The sequence below is a fragment of the Enterobacter cloacae complex sp. HYC042_NIDB genome (assembly GCF_056673315.1).
Window position 1 is genome coordinate 2,759,041 of sequence record NZ_CP109650.1, and the last position, 18,936, is coordinate 2,777,976.

An 18,936-nucleotide genomic window follows, 5' to 3' on the forward strand; every position below is an offset into this window, starting at 1 on the left:
AGGGGAAACCCTCCCTCAAGGAGAAGAAATGCGACTGATTAATCGAGGCAGTAAGCAATCCCCTTTGGCTCGCCAGGCATGTGAAATCGCACTCGCAGCCCACCAGCAGAGATATGGTGACTACGGGCGCAGCAAGATGAAAGAGACCTATACGGTGAGAGTGGAAGGCGTGAAGGTCTGGGTCGAGGTAGTGAACTGCAAGGCAAGCTACGTGGCCACAGCAATGACTGGCATGCGCCGACTACGCTCCCTGCCCGGCCAAGCAAACTGAAACTGAAATATCAACAACTACGGACCGGCATATCTATACTCATGCCGGTTACCTGAGGTGAACCATGTCGCAGGTAATTTTTAACGAAGAATGGGTTGTTGGCGCAAGACTCACAGAAAAAACAGGCCTGACCGAACGACAGATTGAGAAGTATCGACAGGGCTGTTGGGTGGAAGGTGTCCATTTTAAACGGGTTTCTCCTTCCGGAGAAAAAACCTTGCGTGGCACAACCTGGTAAAACTATCCGAGAATTAATCAGTTAATAAGGGATGCGTAAGATGGCAGCTTTGCCTACAGGTGTCGAAATCAGAAACAATAAGATTTGTATCTGGTTTATGTACCGGGGAAAGCGTTGCCGCGAAATTCTCAAAGGTTGGATTAACACCCCGGCGAACATCAAAAAAGCCGGGAATCTTCGGGCTGTGATCGTTAGTGAGATCAACCTTGGAGAGTTTGATTACCACCAGCGCTTTCCTTCATCGTCCAGAGCAAAAAAAACCGTAACCACTGCTTCAGTTCAAACCTTTTCAGAGCTGTGTGAACTGTGGACGAGCATTAAAGAAACCGAAATTAGCGCGAATACCATGCGTAAGACTCGCTCACAACTCGGTACGTTAATGCACATCATTAACGGAGATACGCCTGTTTCAACTATACGCCACAGCGACATTCTGAAATACAGAAAGGAGCTGTTGAACGGTGAGACACTTTACCTGGCAAATCCCAGAAGTAACAAACAGGGACGCACTGTGCGTACCGTGAACAACTATATATCGCTTCTGTGCTCCCTTCTTCGGTTTGCACACAAATCTGGCTTTATCAGTTGCAAACCCTTTGAAGGGATCAAGAAACTACACAAAGGGAAAGTAAAACCGGATCCTTTAACGAAGCAGGAGTTTAGTTTGCTTGCGGCATCCGAGCGTGGCCAAAGCCTCAATATGTGGACGTTCGCAGTTTATACTGGTGTCCGTCATGGAGAGCTTGCAGCTCTTGCCTGGGAAGATATCGACTGGGAAAAAGGTACGGCTCATATACAGCGCAACCTTAATGCGCTAGGAATGTTCGTCCCACCAAAAACCGATGCAGGTGATCGAGTTATCACGCTATTAGAGCCAGCACTAGAGGCCTTGAAGGCACAGCGTACGCTGACTTCGTTACAGCCCAAAACCGAGATTGTGTTTCATCACCGAGAGTATGGTGCGATGGAATATCAGAACCTGCGGTTTGTTTTCATGCCCAGGATGCGCAAGGGCATACAGAAGGCCTACTACTCTTTATCGAGTATCGGCTCCAGATTTAACGCAGCTGTAAAACGTGCTGGTATTCGCCGCCGGAATCCGTACCATACGCGGCATACTTTTGCCTGCTGGCTTTTATCTGCCGGCGCTAACCCGTCTTTCATAGCCAGCCAGATGGGGCATGAAAACGCGCAAATGGTTTATGAAGTCTACGGTGCGTGGATTGAAGAAATGAATGGCGAACAGGTGCTGATGCTTAACGATAAGCTGGCACGCTGAAAAATTTTTGCCCCTATTGTGCCCCTACTGGCTCCGAAGGTAGTAATAAATGCAAGAAAATCAATCAAATACAAAGAAAGAGCAATACAACCTGAATAAACTGCAAAAGCGCCTGCGCCGTAACGTGGGCGAGGCCATTGCGGACTTCAACATGATTGAAGAAGGCGACCGCATCATGGTTTGCCTGTCAGGGGGTAAAGACAGCTACACCATGCTGGAGATCCTGCGTAATCTTCAGCAAAGCGCGCCGGTGAATTTTTCCCTGGTGGCGGTCAACCTTGACCAGAAACAGCCGGGTTTCCCGGAGCACATTCTGCCGGAATATCTGGAGCAGCTGGGCGTTGAGTATAAAATCGTCGAAGAAAACACCTACGGCATCGTGAAAGAGAAGATCCCGGAAGGGAAAACCACCTGCTCGCTTTGCTCCCGTCTGCGCCGCGGCATTCTCTATCGCACCGCAACGGAACTGGGCGCGACCAAAATTGCTCTGGGCCATCACCGCGACGATATCCTGCAAACGTTGTTCCTGAATATGTTCTATGGCGGCAAGATGAAAGGCATGCCGCCTAAGCTGATGAGCGATGACGGCAAGCATATTGTGATCCGCCCTCTTGCCTACTGCCGGGAAAAAGACATTGAGCGTTTTTCTCAGGCGAAAGGGTTCCCGATCATTCCATGCAATCTGTGCGGCTCACAGCCGAACCTGCAGCGTCAGGTGATTGGCGACATGCTGCGCGACTGGGACAAACGTTATCCGGGCCGTATTGAGACCATGTTCAGCGCGATGCAGAACGTGGTTCCTTCCCACCTCGCGGACGTAGAGCTGTTCGACTTCAAAGGTATCAACCACGGCTCGGAGGTGGTGAATGGTGGCGATTTGGCGTTTGACCGGGAAGAGATCCCAATGCAGCCTGCGGGCTGGCAGCCGGAAGACGAGGACAATCAGTTCGAAGAGTTGCGTCTGAACGTGCTTGAAGTGAAATAAGCGATGGGCGTCTCAGAAAGACCTTCTGAGACGCTTTATGCCTTATTTCAGCAGATGTACGCGGCAGGTTTTGCCTTTAATCTTGCCGTTTTGCAGCTGCTTCCACGCCTTATGCGCAACCGCCTGGCGAACCGCCACGTACACGTGTGCCGGATGAACGGCAATTTTCCCGATATCCGCTCCTTCCAGCCCCACATCTCCGGTCAGTGCGCCCAGCACATCCCCCGGTCGCATCTTGGCCTTTTTGCCGCCATCAATGCACAGCGTCGCCATTTCGGCCTCCAGCGGCACGAGCCTGACGTTCCCCGGCGCGTTCACCCAGTTCAGTTTGATCTGCAACATTTCTGAGAGAATATTGGCGCGCTGCGCCTCTTCCGGCGCGCAGAAGCTGATGGCCAGCCCGCTGTTTCCGGCGCGAGCAGTGCGACCAATACGGTGGACGTGCACTTCGGGATCCCATGCCAGCTCATAGTTGACCACCAGTTCAAGGGATTTGATATCCAGGCCGCGTGCGGCCACGTCGGTCGCCACCAGCACGCGCGCGCTGCCGTTAGCAAAGCGCACCAGCGTCCGATCGCGATCGCGCTGTTCAAGGTCGCCGTGCAGCGACAGCGCGCTCTGCCCCGCCGCATTCAGGGCATCACAAACCGCCTGGCAGTCTTTTTTGGTATTACAGAACACCACGCATGACGCAGGCTGGTGCTGGCTCAGCAGTTTCTGCAGGAGCGGGATTTTTCCCTGCTGCGAGGTTTCAAAGAACTGCTGTTCGATGGCCGGCAGAGCATCGACGCTATCGATCTCAATGGTGAGCGGATTATTCTGCACGCGACCGCTGATCGCGGCGATGGCTTCAGGCCAGGTCGCAGAGAACAGCAGCGTCTGCCTCCCGGCCGGCGCGAAGCGGATCACTTCATCAATGGCATCGCTGAAGCCCATATCCAGCATCCTGTCCGCCTCGTCCATCACCAGCGTGCTTAAGGCATCGAGCGAAACGGTGCCTTTTTGCAGGTGATCAAGCAGGCGGCCGGGCGTGGCGACAATAATGTGCGGCGCGTGCTGGAGCGAATCGCGCTGTGCGCCAAACGGCTGCCCACCGCAGAGGGTTAAGATCTTGGTATTGGGCAGGAAGCGCGCCAGGCGACGCAGTTCACCCGCGACCTGGTCTGCCAGCTCGCGGGTCGGGCACAGGACAAGTGACTGGGTCTGAAACAGCGACGCGTCAATATGCTGCAGCAGACCAAGACCGAAAGCGGCCGTTTTCCCACTGCCCGTTTTCGCCTGCACACGCACATCCCGGCCTTCAAGGATAGCGGGCAGCGCGGCCGCCTGAACAGGCGTCATCGTGAGGTATCCCAACTCGTTGAGGTTGTCGAGTTGGGTGGCAGGCAGAACATTCAGGGTAGAAAAAGCGGTCACAATAATCTCTCGTGGTCATCTTTACGGTCAGATGGCGCGTATCCTCGCAGATCTCGGGGTTCGATGCGACAATTTAATCGGTTCTTCGTCCGGCGGCGGGTCTGGCATCGGCTGCGGACGCGGAATGGGATCGGGCATCGGCACGGGATCGGTGGGGACAGGATCGGACTGACGCGCGTGTTGCAGTAGCAGAGCGAGTAAAATGCTCATCTTTCCCTCCAGGATTTGCTGTCGTCCCTTTTAGGGTAGACGCTGAGAAACAGGAGGCAAAAAAAAGCCGACTATAAAGTCGGCGTCGTACGAATCAATTGTGCTATGCAGTAATTCAAAAAAGGAAGTAAGACAATATGGAGCGCAACGCCCATCGCTTGACGTTGCATTCACCTGCGGGAGTAATATTGCACCTTACGGGGGTGATGTTTATTGACTTCGCTCAATTAAAAGAGCGTTTTAATCCTCGAAAAAGGTGAAAAAATCGTAAATTTACAGCCATTTACTACGATGCAACCACCATGCAACACCACCAATCAAAACAACTAACATGACGCAAAACGCGGTGAAGCCGTACCGATATTCGCCGCCGGGTATACCGCCCAGATTGACGCCAAAAAGCCCTGTCAGAAATGTGCTGGGTAAAAAGACCATCGCCATCAGGGACATCGTGTAGGTTCTTCTCGCCAGCGACTCCTGCATCACCTGCGCGATTTCATCCGCCATCACCGCCGTTCGGGCGATACAGGAATCGATCTCATCCAGCCCGCGGCCCAGCCTGTCAGCAATGTCCTGCATCCGGCGGCGCTGATCGTCATTCATCCAGTTGAGTCTTTCACTGGCCAGACGGGCATACACATCCCGTTGTGGCGTCATATACCGACGCATCACGATCAGCTGCTTGCGCAATAGCGCCAGAAAGCCGCGCGGCGGGATCTGCTGATCGAGCAGATTATCTTCCAGGTCGATGATTTTATCGTGCAGCTCTTCAATAAATTCGCTCGCATGATCGGTCAGGGCGTCACAGACGTCCACCAGCCAGCTGCCGCAGTCAACCGGTCCGGTCCCCTCTTTGAGGTCGTTCACAATGTCATCCAGCGCCAGAACCTTACGCTGACGTGTGGAAACAATCAGCCCATCGTCCATATAGACGCGCATCGCAACCAGCTGATCGGGACGTTCATCCGTGCTGCCGTTTATACAGCGCAGGGTGATAAGCGTCCCGTCACCCATCCTGCTTACGCGAGGCCGCAGGCTTTCCCCCGCCAGCGCATCACGTACGTTGTTAGGCAGCAGCGGAGTCGAGGCCAGCCAGTCAGCGCTGTCCGGGTGGGTATAGTTCAGATGTAGCCAGCAGGGATGCTCTTTATCAATGACATCATCATCTTCCAGCGGTCGGGCACCGCCGCGACCGTCCAGCACCCACGCAAAAACTGCGTCAGGAACGTTAAGTTCGGATCCTTTAATGCTCTCCACAGCGCCTCCCCTGTTTGGCTCTTTCGATGTCAGTCTAGCTTCCATCAGGGGTTAAGCAACAACTATGTTTCGCATCGCGCTGAAATCGCTCAGGAATTGTACACGCTATATTTTGAGAATAAAAAAGCCTGGCATGCCAGGCTTCGGGAAGCTGTCAATGAGAGTGCTCGGGGCGCGGATGAAACGAGACAGGGCTGGCTACGGGTGACGAGGGGTGCCCCTGGTCCAGCCTGAAATTTCGGGTCCGCGTCTGCAGTTCGATCACCTGATTACGCAGCACATCAGAGGAACCGTTGAGCTCCTCCGCCATCGCCACGTTGCTTTGCGTGACCCGCTCCAGTTCGGACAGCGCCAGCGTGATCTGGGAAATGCCCTTCTCCTGCTCTGCGGTTGAGGTAGAAATTTCGTCCATTAACCGGCTGACGTTGCCGGAGCCGGTCACGATGTCACGCATATTCTTCTCCGCTTCCGACACAACGCTGGCACCCTGGGTGACATTACTGCTGGTAACGTCAATCAGCGTTTTGATGTTTTTCGCCGCCTCAGCGCTGCGGTGGGCCAGGTTTCGGACTTCCTCTGCGACCACGGAGAACCCTTTCCCGTGATCGCCCGCCCGCGCGGCCTCGACGGCCGCGTTAAGCGCCAGAATATTCGTCTGGAATGCAATCCCGTCGATCAGCGAGATAATTTCCGTCATCTGCTGCGCGCACTCGGTAATGGATTGCATATTGCTGGCAACCTGTTCCATCAGATCTCCGCCCTTGCGCGCCTGCAGCGTCGCGGCATTCGCCTGCTCGCTCGCCAGCCGGGTATTATCGGCATTGTTTCGGGTACTTGCCGCCATCTGCTCCATACTTGCCGCAGTTTGTACCAGAGATGCAGACTGTTGCTCTGTTTTCACCGAGAGCTGAGCACTGCGGGAAGAGAGCTGATCCGACAAGGCCATGGCGTTTTGTGATGATGCCCTGATCTCACGCACCAGCGTAGCGATGTTGCTGGAAAGACTATTAATCCCGGGAATTAATCGCCCCGCGCAGTTATTGCCAAACTCGGGGATAGAGACGCCTAAGTTGCCTGCGGTCACTTCTTCAATACTTTTTTTCACAGTATTGATCGGCGTCACAAGAAACTTCGTCATATAACTCCAGAGAAAAAATAATCCAACGAAATTGACCAGATTAATCGAAACGAAAAGAGGAAGATTGCTGGAAAATAGAGCAACGATACCTGCATTCACTAAAAACAGGCACAGCAAGAACCAGGCAATGAAGGTCCTGACACTAATATTTCTTAGCATGATTTTACCCACAACTTATATTTTGGTCGGCATTTAGATTTATAGCATTCACTTTTGCGTTTGTCCTCACATAATACGCTGGTTTCTCGTTTCGCCGTTACCCACCCTGCATTTAACTTAAGTCAGATAAAAAAGGTGTTTTAGTAGAAATGTCATACCCCATATACTGTATTGCTGGTCCAAAGCCCCCTGAAGCGATACCATTATCTGCGGTACAACGGTCCATATGCACACATATTTAAGACGCTTTGCTACAATCTATCGACTATGTTTAGCAGTACTTAATGCATTAACATAAAGAATATATTTTATATTTCGGGTAAGTTTGACCTTTTATATAAGTGGCTATTTTCCACGATAAATAACTAATATGGTTTGAATGCGCATGTTCGTTGCCAGATAAAGACGTGCCGGCCGGCAACATCGGTAACCCTCTCAGGCGTGGGATTGCATAATGCTCAATATATCGTGGGACCCTGTGTTGATCGCTGTCTCTTATCTGGTGGCGTTTATCGCCTCCTTTGTGGCCCTGGACAGCGCCGGGAAAATTCCCCTTTCCAGCCGTAAAGCGGCTCTGTTCTGGCGCATTGCCGGCGGGATCACGCTGGGCATCGGGATCTGGTCAATGCACTTCATCGGTATGCTGTCGATGCAAATGCCGATGATGATGAGCTATGACCTATGGCTAACCCTTGCGTCTCTCGGCGTGGCGATCGTTGCCTCCACGATAGCAATAAATATTGCCGTTACGGGCAAACACCTCTCTCCCTTTCGGCTGTTCTTCGCCACGGTTATCCTCAGCGCTGGCGTGGTCGCTATGCACTATATCGGCATGGCCGCGTTGATGCTGGAAGGAAGCATCCTCTGGGATCGGCGCATTGTGGGTGTGTCCGTGATGATTGCCGTGGTTGCCTCCGGTGTGGCGCTGTGGCTGGCTTTTCGCCTTAGAGATAAGCACAAAGGGGTCTTTGTGACTCGCATTCTCGCCGCGTTAGTCATGGGCGCCGCCATTTGCGCGATGCACTATACGGGCATGAGCGCCGCGCATTTCCATGAGATGGCGCATACGCTCCCCGGCGGGGTCAGCGAGCTGGGGTTATCCATCTGGGTTTCCGTCACCACGCTCGCCCTGCTCGGCATGATGTTAATTATTTCGCTTATCGATTCGCACTGGCGGACCAGCCGGCTGACGGACAATCTGCGCCAACTCAACCGTCAGCTTGAGCTACAGGTTCGCTTTGACGCTCTCACCGGCCTCGCAAACCGCCAGCAGATGGATATCCGAATGCAGGATTGTCTGCACAGCGCCTTGTTAAGTAACAAACAATTTGCCGTGATTTTTCTGAATGTCGATCGCTTCAGACGCGTGAATGATACCTGGGGTCACAGCGTCGGTGATGAGTTATTAATTACCATTGCCCAACGCATCACCTCCCTACTTACCCGTGAGATGACGCTGGCCAGGCTGGGTGGGGATGCCTTTATCCTGCTGGTTCCCGAATACGACGAAGAAAAGCTCACTACCCTGCTCACGACGCTGCTTGCGGATATGCGCCGCCCGCTTTCGCTTTGCGGACATACGTTGAGTACCACCCTCAGCGCGGGTGTAAGCCTTTATCCTCAGGATGGCGAAACGCTGCATGAACTGAAGTTTAAGGCGGACGCCGCCTTACACCACGTTAAGCAAGAAGGTCGTAACGGCTGGGCGTTTTACCGCCCTGAGATGTCAACGGCGGTTCCGGCGCAGCCGGGTTTTCTGCAGGAACTTTATCAGGCGCTGGAAAGCGATCGGTTTGAACTGTGGTATCAGCCAACCTGGCATGCTAAAGATAAGACAATCCACGGTTTTGAGGCTCTTCTGCGCTGGCGGCATCCGGAGCAAGGCGTTTTGCTGCCAGGTCTGTTTTTACCCACTCTGGAACAAACGGGTTTGATTATTCCGGTTGGCAACTGGGCTATTGAAGCCGCGTGTCGGCAGCTTCATTTCTGGACTGAACAAGGTTTCAGCCAGTGGACGTTATCGCTCAATTTATCCCCTATTCAGTTCGAACAGCCGGATATCTTTCACATCGTGTCGTCCATGCTGGATAAATATAATCTGTCGCCCTCAAGGCTGATCCTGGAGGTCACGGAGAGTACCGCGCTAAAAAATCTCGACCGCAGCATCGAGCTGCTCAACGTCTTTAACCATGCGGGGATCACCGTCTCTATTGATGATTTTGGCACGGGCTATTCCAATCTGCTGATGCTGAGCGTTCTTCCGGCAAAAGAGCTTAAAATCGACAAGAGCTTTGTGTCCTCTATGCTGGGAAATGAAAAAAGCCGCAAGCTGGTGGAAACCATTATTAATATTGCCCGCACCATGGAGATGACTGTCGTTGCCGAGGGGATTGAAACGGACGAACAGCAGGCAATACTGACCAGCCTCGGCTGTGACTATCTCCAGGGCTACCTTTTCTCCCGCCCCTTGCCTGCTGAACAGGTTCCGTGGCTGCTGCTACAAAAAAACTCAGACAAACAAATTATACCCATAAGTAAAATTCAAACGGACCCCGAATTTATTTCACAAAAAAATCATGCCTGACGGGATTGAGTAGAGTATGTTTCAAGGGAGTACATGCGGGTCAGTTCTGCCATGATTGCCAGGCGTATCGTGCCGATGAAAAGGAAAATACTATGTCGCAAAATAGTTTTGATGCGCTTAATGCAATTAAAACGCCCGTGTGGCTCATTTCTCCTGTTTCGGAACAGATTATTTTTGCAAATGTGGCCGCAATACAGCTAACGGGTAATAAAACGCTGAATGACCTGCGTAAAGGATCCTGTTCTGCAAGTGCGCAAACCGTACTGTCGATGTATGTTCCTGAACTGAAGAACGATCACGATATTGTCGAGATCTGGACAGTTAGCCGGGGCGGGCAGGACGTACCGATAAGCTGTCGCCTCTCCCTCACCCACGTCACGCCGGATGGTGATGTTATCGTTTTCGAAGGGATCTCTTCGCACGCCCCCTCAGGCCTGAAAGCCAGCCGTTCCGCAACCTATCAACGCAAAAAACACGGGTTTTACGCCCGCTTTTTCCTGACCAACAGCGCACCAATGTTGCTAATTGATCCTGCCCGTGACGGGCAAATTGTCGATGCAAACCTGGCCGCGCTCAGCTTTTACGGTTATTCACATGATGAGATGTGCCAGAAGCACACCTGGGAAATTAACACGCTTGGCAGAGGCGTCATGCCCATCATGACGGAGATCGCCGCGCTGCCCGGCGGACATAAGCCGCTCAATTTTATTCACCGCCTTGCCGATGGCACCACCCGCCACGTCCAGACCTACGCGGGACCCATTGAAATATACGGTGACAAACTGATGCTGTGCATAATCCATGATATCACTGAGCAAAAGAGGCTTGAGCAGGAGCTGGAAAATGCTGCATTACGTGACTCGATGACGGGGTTACTCAACCGACGTCAGTTTTATAACGTTATCGACCAAACCAACCTGAGCCACCTCTCCGCCCAGCAGCAATTTAGCCTGCTGCTGGTGGATACCGATCATTTTAAAAACATCAATGACCTCTTTGGTCACCTGAAGGGTGATGAGGTGCTCATCGCCCTCTCCAGAACGCTGGAAGCCTGCAGCAGACAAGATGACCTGGTGTTCCGCTGGGGCGGTGAAGAGTTTGTCATCCTGTTGCCGCGTACGTCTCTCGAAACGGCGCTGAAGATTGCCGAATCCGTCCGTGCGGCGGTCGCCCATATTACCCTCCCAGGCTTACCACGCTTTACCGTCAGTATTGGCGTGGCTCGGCATGACCCGGAAGAGAGTATTGACGCGCTGTTTAAACGTGTCGACGATGCGCTCTATCGCGCCAAAAACGATGGGCGTAATAAAGTCCTTGCGGCATGAAACTGGAGTATCGTGAAAAGCCCCGCTACAATGCCCAGCTTAAGTAAATTAACGACGGGTGGGTTGTGGCAACAATGGGAAAGACAGAAATAATACTCACCTTAATTATTTTATTGCTTATTATATTTGGCTTATGGTTTATTTTCAGCGGTGAGATTTGGTTTTTCGTTGAATATCTGGAAAACAGTCTCTACCCCACTTTTGACGCACTGTAGTGCACGTTTAATTTATTGTTTCACCTACCGAATTTGTCAGGTATCTGCATTGCCCTCAGCCACGTAAGATACGCGGCGTTATCCTCCAACAATGTTGATAACGAATCACTAAATCATTTGCTTATTTCGCCCGTTCTCTGACGGGCTTTTTTTATTTCCGGCTATTAAGCAAAATCAGGTTTTTCGCCCGTCAGTCACCATGTTGGTGTAGCACCGCTCTGCTCCAGTCATAAAAGGCGCGTACCGAAGGCGGGAGATAGCGGTTTTGTGGATAGACAAGCGAAAGCGGTAAATCGAAAGAGACGTCCTCCATACAGCGAACCAACGCCCCGCTCTTCAGATACGGCTCAGCCAGATAGCTGGCCACGCGAATTAATCCGAGCCCTTGAATTCCGGCCTGGATATAGGCGTCGGTGTCATCGACGATCAGCGTCTCTTTCATGCGGATTGCACAATCGCCGTCATCACGCGTAAAAAACCAGTCAATGGTACGCCCGGTGCGGTGGTTCAGGTAGCCGACTGCGTAATGCTTTTCCAGTTGGTCGAGATTTTCCGGCTTACCACAGGCGGCTATATAGCCCGGAGAAGCCAGAACAACCCATCTGAAGTTCGCCAGAGGGCGCGCGACCAGCGTCGTTGAATCTTCGATCCTCCCGGTGCGGATCACGCAGTCATACCCTTCCTGAATAATGTCCTCCACGTTATCGCTGGAACAGAGTATCAGCTCCAGCTCGGGATACTGGCGGAGAAATTCCGGGAGACTGGGAAGAATGCAATGTCGGGCGAGAGACTGCGGCATCCCGACTTTAAAACGGCCCCTTGGCTGCGCGGATCTGCCGGGAAAGGAAGACTCCATTGTCGCAATATCCGTCAGCAGCCGTTTGCTCTCGTCATTGTAACGTCGGCCTTCTGCGGTCACGCTGAGTTTCCGGGTGGTGCGCTGTAAAAGCTGAATGCCCAGGTATGTCTCCAGCTCCTTAACGACCCGCGATACGGTTGAGCGCGGTAGCCCCAGCACTTCTGCCGCCCTGGCGAAGCTATGGGTCTCGACCACACAAACGTATACCCGCATTGATTCCAGTTTATCCATATTCCCACCGCGCATGAAAAGATCGATTATCCCATTTTTACGAACAGTCTAACTTATGCTTGTCGTCTTATCGAATGCAGCCATCTGACATAACCTTGCTCAAGTTGAAGTAATCAAGCGATTTAACAAAGAGAGGCTCAGTATGAAAGAACGTGATATCACGACAGGCGAAAAAGTATTAGTGCTTGGTGCAGGACAATTGGGCGCTGCCGTGCTGGAGTATCTGGTTCCGGCAGTCACGCAGCGCGACGGCGCTGTCTCCGTTATCGTATCGCCCGGCTCCAGGGACAGCCGGGGTAAGCTTCAGTCCGAAACGCATCAAAAACTGGCTGATGCAGGGGCCAAATTTATCTCTGTCGATGTCGCTGCCAGCACGATTGACGCGTTAAAAAACCACTTCGCGGATTTTGATACTGTTATCAACTGCATGGGGTTTGTCGCTGGCGCGGGAACACAGATAAAGATTACTCGCGCGGTACTGGAGGCTGGCGTTCAACGCTATTTTCCCTGGCAGTTTGGCGTGAATTACGATGTGGTAGGCAAAGGGAGCGGTCAGCCCGTCTGGGACGAGCAGTATGATGTCAGGATGCTACTGCGGGAACAGAACGCGACGGAATGGGTGATTGTTTCAACCGGCATGTTTACCAGTTTTCTCTTCGAACCGGCATTTGATGTGGTGAATTTATCCGAAAAAACCATTAATGCGCTCGGAGGATGGGACACACAGGTCACCGTGACATCACCTGCGGATATTGGCCGACTCACCACCGAAATTTATTTGCATCAGCCGCGGATCGTAAATGAAGTGATATTTATCGCAGGTGAAACAACCTCATACGGAAAACTGGCAGAAACCGTTGAACGTGTGACCGGCCAAACGTTCACTAAAGACGTATTACCCCTCTCTGCGTTACTGGATGAGCTGCGTTTGAAACCGGATGATACGATGACAGGCTATCGCACGGCCTTCGCCAGGGGAGACGGTGTATGGTGGCCGATGAAAGATACCTGGAATGTACAGAATAACCTGCCGACCCAGGATATAGCGTCATGGCTAAAAACCGTCATTTGAGGACATCTCTTTTCAGGACGCTAATGAAAACTGGCGCTGTCAGCCGCGCCAGCTCTGGATTTAGCCGTGGTTACCTTGCGTTAACAGCAAGCCAGTACCGATTAGTGCTTTTCAATATATATCGTCCGGCTATATGCCACGTCTTCCGGGTTATTGATCGGGTAGCCCTTCACCCAGGGCTTAATCAGGCGACCGTTAGTGTACTGATAAATTGGCGCGATAGGCGCCTTCTCCATAAGGATTTTCTCCGCCATGTTGTAGTCCGCATTGCGCGCCTTCGCGGTGGTTTCCAGCGTCGCCTGCTGGACGATCTTATCGTAGGCAGGGTCATTAAAGCGGGAGATGTTGCCGCTGTGAGTGGAGGTCAACAACGACAGGAACGTTGATGGTTCGTTGTAATCGCCCACCCATGAGGCGCGGATCACATCAAAGTTGCCGGTGTTACGGCTATCAATGTAGGTTTTCCACTCCTGGTTTTGCAGTTTGACATCCACACCGAGATTTTTCTTCCACATGGAGGCCACCGCAATCGCGATTTTCTGGTGGTTTTCCGAAGTGTTATACAGCAGGTTCAGCTTTAGCGGACGCTGAGGACCGTATCCTGCAGCCTGCAGCAAGGTTTTGGCCTGGGCGTTCAGCTCCTGCTGCGACATCTGCTCAAACGGCGAGGCGTCCGGAGTGAACCCTGCCGTCACGTCTGGGGTGAAGTGCCAGGCGGGCTTCTCCCCCGTCCCTAACACCTTTTCTGCCATGATACGACGGTCGATGCTCATACTCAGCGCCAGACGAACCCGTGCATCCGCCGTCGGGCCTTTTTGGGTGTTAAAGGCATAGTAATACGTTCCCAACTGAGGCGGCGTATAAACCTGCCCCGGAATGTCCTTCATGAGCTTCTGATACATGTTTTTTGGAAACGATTCGGTAATATCAATATCCCCTGCCAGGTAGCGTTTGGTCGCCGACGATTCCTGATTAATCGGCACGAAGGTCACCTTCTGCAGTACCGTTTTGGCATTGTCCCAGTAGTGCGTATTGGGCACCACAACCAGTTTTTCATTCACCACGCGGTCCTTCAGAACGTAAGCCCCGTTCCCCACCAGCGCGCCCGGTCGCGTCCACTCTTTACCGCTTTCGACGTTAGCTTTTTGTACTGGATAAAAAGCAAAGTTCGCCGTCAGGTTGCTGAACCACGGCAGCGGTTTGTCCAGCTGAACGCGTAACGTTCTGGCGTCCACCGCCGTCACACCCAGCGTATCGGGCGCGGCTTTGCCGTCAATAATGGCCTGCGCGTTATTAATTCCCGCCAGCGCGGCAAACCAGGCAAACGGAGAGGTGGTTTTCGGGTCAACCAGACGCTGCCAGCTGTAGACAAAATCCTGGGCGGTGACAGGGGAGCCGTCGGACCATTTCGCGTCATCGCGTAAGGTAAACATCCAGACACGGTTATCGTTGCTCTGCCAGCGTGTCGCCACGCCCGGCGTCAGCTCCCCTTTCTCATTCTGATTAACCAGGCCTTCAAAGAGATCGCGAATCACCTGAATCTCTGGCAACCCCACGGCTTTCGCCGGGTCCAGCGAAGCCGGCTCGTCTTTAATATGCCTGACCAGCTCCTGTTTTTGCGCCAGCGCAGTGCCCTGCGGCACGTCAGCTGCGAAAGAAAGTGAAGAGAGCCCGCACAGGCACAGTGCGGCAAAAAGACGCGAAACAGGATGCTTCATAAGATCCCCTTTAATGAATTCAGGTATTAAGCAGATGCGTAATTATTTGTTTCGACAAAGAGAAATGCAAATAACTTACGCCTGAATAGTGATTTAAGGCAATTCTTAGCCATTACGGAAACTATTTGATTAACAGCGGGTTTTGCACAACACTGCCAGTAGTGTCTTCTTTATCAGGATTTCGTATGGTAACCACCCGACCGAGAGCGGAACGCGGCGCCTTTCCGCCGGGCGCTGAGCAATATGGCCGCTCCTTTTTAGGCGCATCGCTGATCTGGTTCCCCGCCCCCGACGCAGACCGCGAAAGCGGCTTGATTCTTGCCGGCACGCACGGGGATGAAAACTCCTCCATCGTGACGCTTTCATGTGCGCTGCGGACGCTGACGCCGTCATTACGGCGTCATCACGTGATTCTGGCGGTTAACCCGGACGGCTGCCAGCTGGGTCTTCGCGCCAATGCGCGAGGCGTTGACTTAAACCGTAATTTTCCATCAGCAAACTGGCGCGCCGGGGAAACGGTGTATCGCTGGAACAGCTCCGCCGAGGAGCGTGATGTGGTTCTGCTAACGGGAGATAAGCCGGGCTCAGAGCCGGAAACCCAGGCGCTGTGCCAGCTTATCCATAAGATCCACCCCGCGTGGGTGGTCTCCTTCCACGATCCGCTGGCCTGTATTGAAGATCCGCGTCACTCCGAGCTTGGCGCATGGCTGGCAGACGCATTCGCCCTGCCGCTCGTGACCAGCGTGGGCTATGAAACGCCAGGCTCGTTCGGTAGCTGGTGCGCCGATTTGAGCCTGCCCTGCATAACCGCTGAATTCCCACCGATCTCCTCCGACGAGGCCAGCGAAAAATACTTAAAAGCCATGGTGGATCTTTTACGCTGGCAGCCTCAGAGATGAAGCACGCCGCTGGTAAAATGGAGCGCGGGAGAGACGTCAACCGCCAGCCACGTCGGGCCGTCCAGATCGGCGAAACGGACCTGATTGACCAGCGGTAGCGCCGCGCCGATTGCCCGGGACGTACAGAGCATACAGCCCAGCATCAGTGAAAAACCTTGCGCCCGGGCTTCTGCCGCCAGGGCCAGCGCTTCTGTCAGCCCGCCGGTCTTGTCGAGCTTAATATTAATCATCTCGTAGCGGCCCTGCAGCTCGCTCAAGCTCGCGCGGGTGTGACAGCTTTCATCCGCACAAACGGGTAACGGATGGATAAAGTTCTTCAGCGCCGCGTCATCTTTTGCTGGCAGAGGTTGCTCCAGCATGGCCACCCCCAGGTCGGCCAGCAGCTGACAGCGGGCGGCCAGCCCTTCTGGATGCCATGATTCATTGGCATCAACAATCAGCGTGGCTGAGGGTACCGCCGCGCGAATGGCGACCATCCGCTCGCTAATCAGACGATCGTCGAGCTTCACCTTCAGCAGCCGGGCCCCGGCGTCATAAAGCGCTTTGGCGCTGGTGGCCATCTGTTCCGGCTCGCCAATCACTACCGTTTGCGCGGTAGCCACCGATTCCGGCAGCGCCACGCCCAGCAATGCTGTCAGGGGTTGCTGCTGTTTCGCCGCCTCGAGACTCCAGAGCGCACTATCAATGGCGTTACGTGCGGCCCCGGCGGGCAAACGCTGCTGTAATGCCTCGCGCGTGAGCCCGGTTTGCAGGTCTGGCACCAGCGTCATGATATGCGCCATCACTGACGCGAGGCTTTCACCATAGCGCGGGTAAGGCGTGCACTCCCCTACGCCTTTAAAACCGTCCTCTTCGATTTCAACGACCACCACGCTGGCTTCGCTTCGGCTGCCGCGGGAGATCACAAACGGGGTATGCAGTGGCCAGGCTTCTTCATAGACCTTAACACTTCTCATCACTGACTCCTTGCAGCCCTGAAAGGCGAAAAAATTTGGTTTGCCGTGTTATCCGCGGATGACATACACTAGCCCCGACGTTAACTATATGTAAACAGGAAGATATCTATGTCACAACTCGTTCATTTCCAGGGCAACCCGGTTGCTGTTGCAGGTTCCATTCCGCAGGCTGGCAGCAAAGCGCAGGCTTTTACTCTGGTGGCTAAAGATCTGTCTGACGTCACACTGGCTCAGTTTGCGGGCAAACGCAAAGTGCTGAACATTTTCCCGAGCATTGATACCGGTGTTTGCGCCGCATCCGTGCGTAAGTTCAACCAGCTGGCAACTGAAATGGACAACACCGTTGTGCTGTGCATTTCTGCTGACCTGCCGTTCGCCCAGTCTCGCTTCTGCGGTGCTGAAGGCCTGAGCAACGTTATCACCCTCTCCACCCTGCGCAGCCCGGATTTCCTCGAAAACTATGGCGTCAGCATCGCCGAAGGCCCTCTGAAAGGCCTGGCAGCACGCGCGGTACTGGTTCTTGATGAAAACGACACTGTCATCTTCAGCGAACTGGTTAATGAAATCACTACCGAGCCGGATTACACCGCCGCGCTGGAAAAGCTGAAAGCATAATCATTACTTAGCATTCTATACCGCTTTTTCAAAACCTCGCTATGGCGGGGTTTTTTATTAATTACTCGCTGAATCGTTAAAGCAGCAATGAGCTTGCGTCACAAAATTAACGCAATTAAGTTTCTGGAATTCAGCAAAATAGCGATCACACCCGCATATTGATCGTTAAACAACCCTGAATTTACCCTCAGTGAGGCGCATCACATTTCCCTTATCGCCAAAACATTAGATTTGCTCACGAAGTTAAATAATCGTTTCAGCAAAAAGGGATAAATATGAAAATAAAACTGGCTTTAACGCTCCTTTCGGTACTGGTTTCGGGCCATGCCGCAGCAAAAACCTGGGTGCTGACAAGCGCTGAAAGCAGCGTGGAAAAAGGGAACTGGAAGATTTCCAGCGATGAGCTGAAAATTAACGATCGAACGTTCAGCATTGAGCAAATAGTGTTGCACGGCGGCAAGCAGGAAGGCAGTAAAGTGATCGTTATTAGCAGTAAAAACGGCCTGACCATCACCTTAAGCCCGACGCGCGGGATGAACCTTCTGCATGTGGAGGGCTTTGGCACCAGGCTGGGGTGGAATTCGCCCGTTAAAGAGGTCGTTAATCCGGCGTATATTAATCTGGAAAGCCGAAACGGACTTGGCTGGCTGGAAGGTTTCAACGAGATGATGGTCCGCTGTGGCTACGAATGGACGGGGCACCCGGTCACCGCTGACGGCCAGATTTACACCCTGCATGGCAAGGCGGGGAATACACCGGCATCCCAGGTGGAAGTAGAAATTGCGGATGCTGCCCCGCATGAAATTCGTATTCGCGGTCTCATCAAAGAAAGCACCTTTAAAAAAGCGGATCTGCAAACCATGACCGAACTGCGTTACGTTCCAGGAACCAACCAGTTCAGCCTGCATGACGTTCTGACGAACCATGCCGATTACCCTCATGACTATCAGATCATCTACCACAGCAACTTCGGGGCGCCTGTCCTCGAAGAAGGCGCGCGCTTCCTTGCCCCGGCGGCAAGCGTGAGCCCGTTCAATGATTACGCGAAAGCGGGCGTTAACGACTGGCAAACCTACGCCGGGCCGACAAAAGGCTTTGATGAGATGGTCTTTAACATCAAACCGCTTGCGGACAGCAACCATGAAACCCTCGCGGCGGTGGTGAATAAAGCCGGTGACAAAGGCGCGTCAATTCAGTTTGATACCCGCCAGCTGCCCGTGCTGACCCTGTGGAAAAATACCGATACGCCAAAACAGGGCTATGTCACGGGGATTGAGCCAGGCACCAGCTACGCCTACCCCGTCACCATTGAACGCGAGCAGAAGCGGGTTAAGCAGCTGCAACCAGGCGCCAGCGCTCAATTTGACCTGACCTATACCCTGCTACACAGCGCGCAGCAGGTGAAGGACGTCGAAAGCAGGATTGCGTCGATTCAGGGCGAGACAAAAACAGAAATCGTGACCACGCCGCTGGCGAAGGAATAAGCATTAAAAAAGCCTCTTTACAGAG

18 protein-coding genes are annotated in these 18,936 nt (G+C 53.1%); 11 read left to right on the forward strand and 7 right to left on the reverse strand.

Translation table 11 applies throughout. The features are described 5' to 3' along the window. Positions 1-28: 28 nt before the first annotated feature. From OKF39_RS13285 to ttcA, 4 genes are all read left to right on the forward strand, one after another. Complete coding sequence (locus tag OKF39_RS13285; RefSeq protein ID WP_020882485.1) at positions 29-271, forward strand: DUF4060 family protein; 243 nt, start codon at positions 29-31, stop codon at positions 269-271. A gap of 64 nt (positions 272-335) precedes the next feature. Beyond that, positions 336-509 carry an excisionase family protein gene (gene xisR, locus OKF39_RS13290; protein WP_479983027.1) on the forward strand — a complete coding sequence of 58 codons (174 nt, stop codon included), beginning with the start codon at positions 336-338 and terminating at the stop codon, positions 507-509. 40 nt (positions 510-549) lie between these two features. Next, positions 550-1,788 (forward strand): Arm DNA-binding domain-containing protein, encoded by a 1,239-nt coding sequence (locus tag OKF39_RS13295; RefSeq protein WP_479983028.1) that lies wholly within the window; start codon positions 550-552, stop codon positions 1,786-1,788. 49 nt (positions 1,789-1,837) lie between these two features. Next, a complete protein-coding gene (gene ttcA / locus OKF39_RS13300; protein ID WP_028013348.1) occupies positions 1,838-2,773 on the forward strand; it encodes a tRNA 2-thiocytidine(32) synthetase TtcA in 936 nt (311 codons plus the stop codon). A 42-nt stretch (positions 2,774-2,815) separates the two neighbouring features. On the opposite strand, the gene dbpA is transcribed toward ttcA, so the two are convergent. The 4 genes from dbpA to OKF39_RS13320 form a co-directional block, all read right to left on the reverse strand. Further along, a complete protein-coding gene (dbpA, locus tag OKF39_RS13305) occupies positions 2,816-4,189 on the reverse strand; it encodes an ATP-dependent RNA helicase DbpA (protein WP_479983029.1) in 1,374 nt (457 codons plus the stop codon). Between the two features lie 27 nt (positions 4,190-4,216). After that, positions 4,217-4,399: a proline-rich small protein YnaL gene (gene ynaL / locus OKF39_RS13310; protein WP_071993717.1), complete on the reverse strand. Its 183-nt coding sequence runs from the start codon at positions 4,397-4,399 to the stop codon at positions 4,217-4,219. 273 nt (positions 4,400-4,672) lie between these two features. Continuing rightward, positions 4,673-5,656, reverse strand: a complete 984-nt coding sequence (zntB, locus tag OKF39_RS13315; protein WP_028013350.1) for a zinc transporter ZntB — start codon at positions 5,654-5,656, stop codon at positions 4,673-4,675. A 154-nt stretch (positions 5,657-5,810) separates the two neighbouring features. Next, positions 5,811-6,953 (reverse strand): methyl-accepting chemotaxis protein, encoded by a 1,143-nt coding sequence (locus OKF39_RS13320; RefSeq protein WP_479983030.1) that lies wholly within the window; start codon positions 6,951-6,953, stop codon positions 5,811-5,813. Positions 6,954-7,407: 454 nt separating this feature from the next. Here OKF39_RS13320 and OKF39_RS13325 point away from each other — a divergent pair, with 454 nt between their 5' ends. The 3 genes from OKF39_RS13325 (at position 7,408) to OKF39_RS13335 (ending at position 11,077) form a co-directional block, all read left to right on the forward strand. Next, positions 7,408-9,537 (forward strand): putative bifunctional diguanylate cyclase/phosphodiesterase, encoded by a 2,130-nt coding sequence (locus OKF39_RS13325; protein WP_479983031.1) that lies wholly within the window; start codon positions 7,408-7,410, stop codon positions 9,535-9,537. A 92-nt stretch (positions 9,538-9,629) separates the two neighbouring features. Then, complete coding sequence (locus OKF39_RS13330; protein WP_479983032.1) at positions 9,630-10,862, forward strand: sensor domain-containing diguanylate cyclase; 1,233 nt, start codon at positions 9,630-9,632, stop codon at positions 10,860-10,862. A 74-nt stretch (positions 10,863-10,936) separates the two neighbouring features. Further along, positions 10,937-11,077, forward strand: coding sequence for an Ecr family regulatory small membrane protein (locus tag OKF39_RS13335; protein WP_032644880.1), 141 nt, complete (start codon positions 10,937-10,939; stop codon positions 11,075-11,077). Positions 11,078-11,267: 190 nt separating this feature from the next. Here OKF39_RS13335 and OKF39_RS13340 read toward each other — a convergent pair whose 3' ends face one another. Further along, a complete protein-coding gene (locus OKF39_RS13340) occupies positions 11,268-12,167 on the reverse strand; it encodes a LysR family transcriptional regulator (protein WP_479983033.1) in 900 nt (299 codons plus the stop codon). A gap of 142 nt (positions 12,168-12,309) precedes the next feature. Here OKF39_RS13340 and OKF39_RS13345 point away from each other — a divergent pair, with 142 nt between their 5' ends. Further along, positions 12,310-13,239: an aromatic alcohol reductase gene (locus OKF39_RS13345; RefSeq protein ID WP_479983034.1), complete on the forward strand. Its 930-nt coding sequence runs from the start codon at positions 12,310-12,312 to the stop codon at positions 13,237-13,239. Positions 13,240-13,340: 101 nt separating this feature from the next. On the opposite strand, the gene OKF39_RS13350 is transcribed toward OKF39_RS13345, so the two are convergent. Beyond that, positions 13,341-14,957 carry a peptide ABC transporter substrate-binding protein gene (locus OKF39_RS13350; RefSeq protein WP_047368679.1) on the reverse strand — a complete coding sequence of 539 codons (1,617 nt, stop codon included), beginning with the start codon at positions 14,955-14,957 and terminating at the stop codon, positions 13,341-13,343. A 185-nt stretch (positions 14,958-15,142) separates the two neighbouring features. Between OKF39_RS13350 and mpaA the strand changes: the two genes are divergently transcribed. Beyond that, the gene (mpaA, locus tag OKF39_RS13355) at positions 15,143-15,856 is read left to right on the forward strand and encodes a murein tripeptide amidase MpaA (RefSeq protein ID WP_069732859.1); all 714 of its coding nucleotides are present in this window, start codon (positions 15,143-15,145) and stop codon (positions 15,854-15,856) included. On the opposite strand, the gene ycjG is transcribed toward mpaA, so the two are convergent. Further along, positions 15,847-16,812, reverse strand: a complete 966-nt coding sequence (ycjG, locus tag OKF39_RS13360; RefSeq protein ID WP_236307990.1) for an L-Ala-D/L-Glu epimerase — start codon at positions 16,810-16,812, stop codon at positions 15,847-15,849. The genes mpaA and ycjG overlap by 10 nt on opposite strands. A 108-nt stretch (positions 16,813-16,920) precedes the next feature. On the opposite strand from ycjG, the gene tpx reads away from it, so the two are divergent. Together tpx and OKF39_RS13370 are read left to right on the forward strand one after the other, a co-directional pair. Further along, the gene (tpx, locus tag OKF39_RS13365; protein WP_028013359.1) at positions 16,921-17,427 is read left to right on the forward strand and encodes a thiol peroxidase; all 507 of its coding nucleotides are present in this window, start codon (positions 16,921-16,923) and stop codon (positions 17,425-17,427) included. Between the two features lie 275 nt (positions 17,428-17,702). Next, positions 17,703-18,911 (forward strand): aldose 1-epimerase family protein, encoded by a 1,209-nt coding sequence (locus tag OKF39_RS13370; protein ID WP_479983035.1) that lies wholly within the window; start codon positions 17,703-17,705, stop codon positions 18,909-18,911. Positions 18,912-18,936 lie beyond the last annotated feature (25 nt).

Excerpts from the sequence above, each read along its gene's own strand:
- OKF39_RS13285 (WP_020882485.1), top strand. The coding sequence starts at position 29 with ATGCGACTGATTAATCGAGGCAGTAAGCAATCCCCTTTGGCTCGCCAG.
- xisR (WP_479983027.1), top strand. The coding sequence starts at position 336 with ATGTCGCAGGTAATTTTTAACGAAGAATGGGTTGTTGGCGCAAGACTC.
- OKF39_RS13295 (WP_479983028.1), top strand. The coding sequence starts at position 550 with ATGGCAGCTTTGCCTACAGGTGTCGAAATCAGAAACAATAAGATTTGT.
- ttcA (WP_028013348.1), top strand. The coding sequence starts at position 1,838 with ATGCAAGAAAATCAATCAAATACAAAGAAAGAGCAATACAACCTGAAT.
- ynaL (WP_071993717.1), bottom strand. The coding sequence starts at position 4,399 with ATGAGCATTTTACTCGCTCTGCTACTGCAACACGCGCGTCAGTCCGAT.
- OKF39_RS13320 (WP_479983030.1), bottom strand. The coding sequence starts at position 6,953 with ATGCTAAGAAATATTAGTGTCAGGACCTTCATTGCCTGGTTCTTGCTG.
- OKF39_RS13325 (WP_479983031.1), top strand. The coding sequence starts at position 7,408 with ATGCTCAATATATCGTGGGACCCTGTGTTGATCGCTGTCTCTTATCTG.
- OKF39_RS13330 (WP_479983032.1), top strand. The coding sequence starts at position 9,630 with ATGTCGCAAAATAGTTTTGATGCGCTTAATGCAATTAAAACGCCCGTG.
- OKF39_RS13335 (WP_032644880.1), top strand. The coding sequence starts at position 10,937 with ATGGGAAAGACAGAAATAATACTCACCTTAATTATTTTATTGCTTATT.
- OKF39_RS13340 (WP_479983033.1), bottom strand. The coding sequence starts at position 12,167 with ATGGATAAACTGGAATCAATGCGGGTATACGTTTGTGTGGTCGAGACC.
- OKF39_RS13345 (WP_479983034.1), top strand. The coding sequence starts at position 12,310 with ATGAAAGAACGTGATATCACGACAGGCGAAAAAGTATTAGTGCTTGGT.
- OKF39_RS13350 (WP_047368679.1), bottom strand. The coding sequence starts at position 14,957 with ATGAAGCATCCTGTTTCGCGTCTTTTTGCCGCACTGTGCCTGTGCGGG.
- mpaA (WP_069732859.1), top strand. The coding sequence starts at position 15,143 with ATGGTAACCACCCGACCGAGAGCGGAACGCGGCGCCTTTCCGCCGGGC.
- ycjG (WP_236307990.1), bottom strand. The coding sequence starts at position 16,812 with ATGAGAAGTGTTAAGGTCTATGAAGAAGCCTGGCCACTGCATACCCCG.
- tpx (WP_028013359.1), top strand. The coding sequence starts at position 16,921 with ATGTCACAACTCGTTCATTTCCAGGGCAACCCGGTTGCTGTTGCAGGT.
- OKF39_RS13370 (WP_479983035.1), top strand. The coding sequence starts at position 17,703 with ATGAAAATAAAACTGGCTTTAACGCTCCTTTCGGTACTGGTTTCGGGC.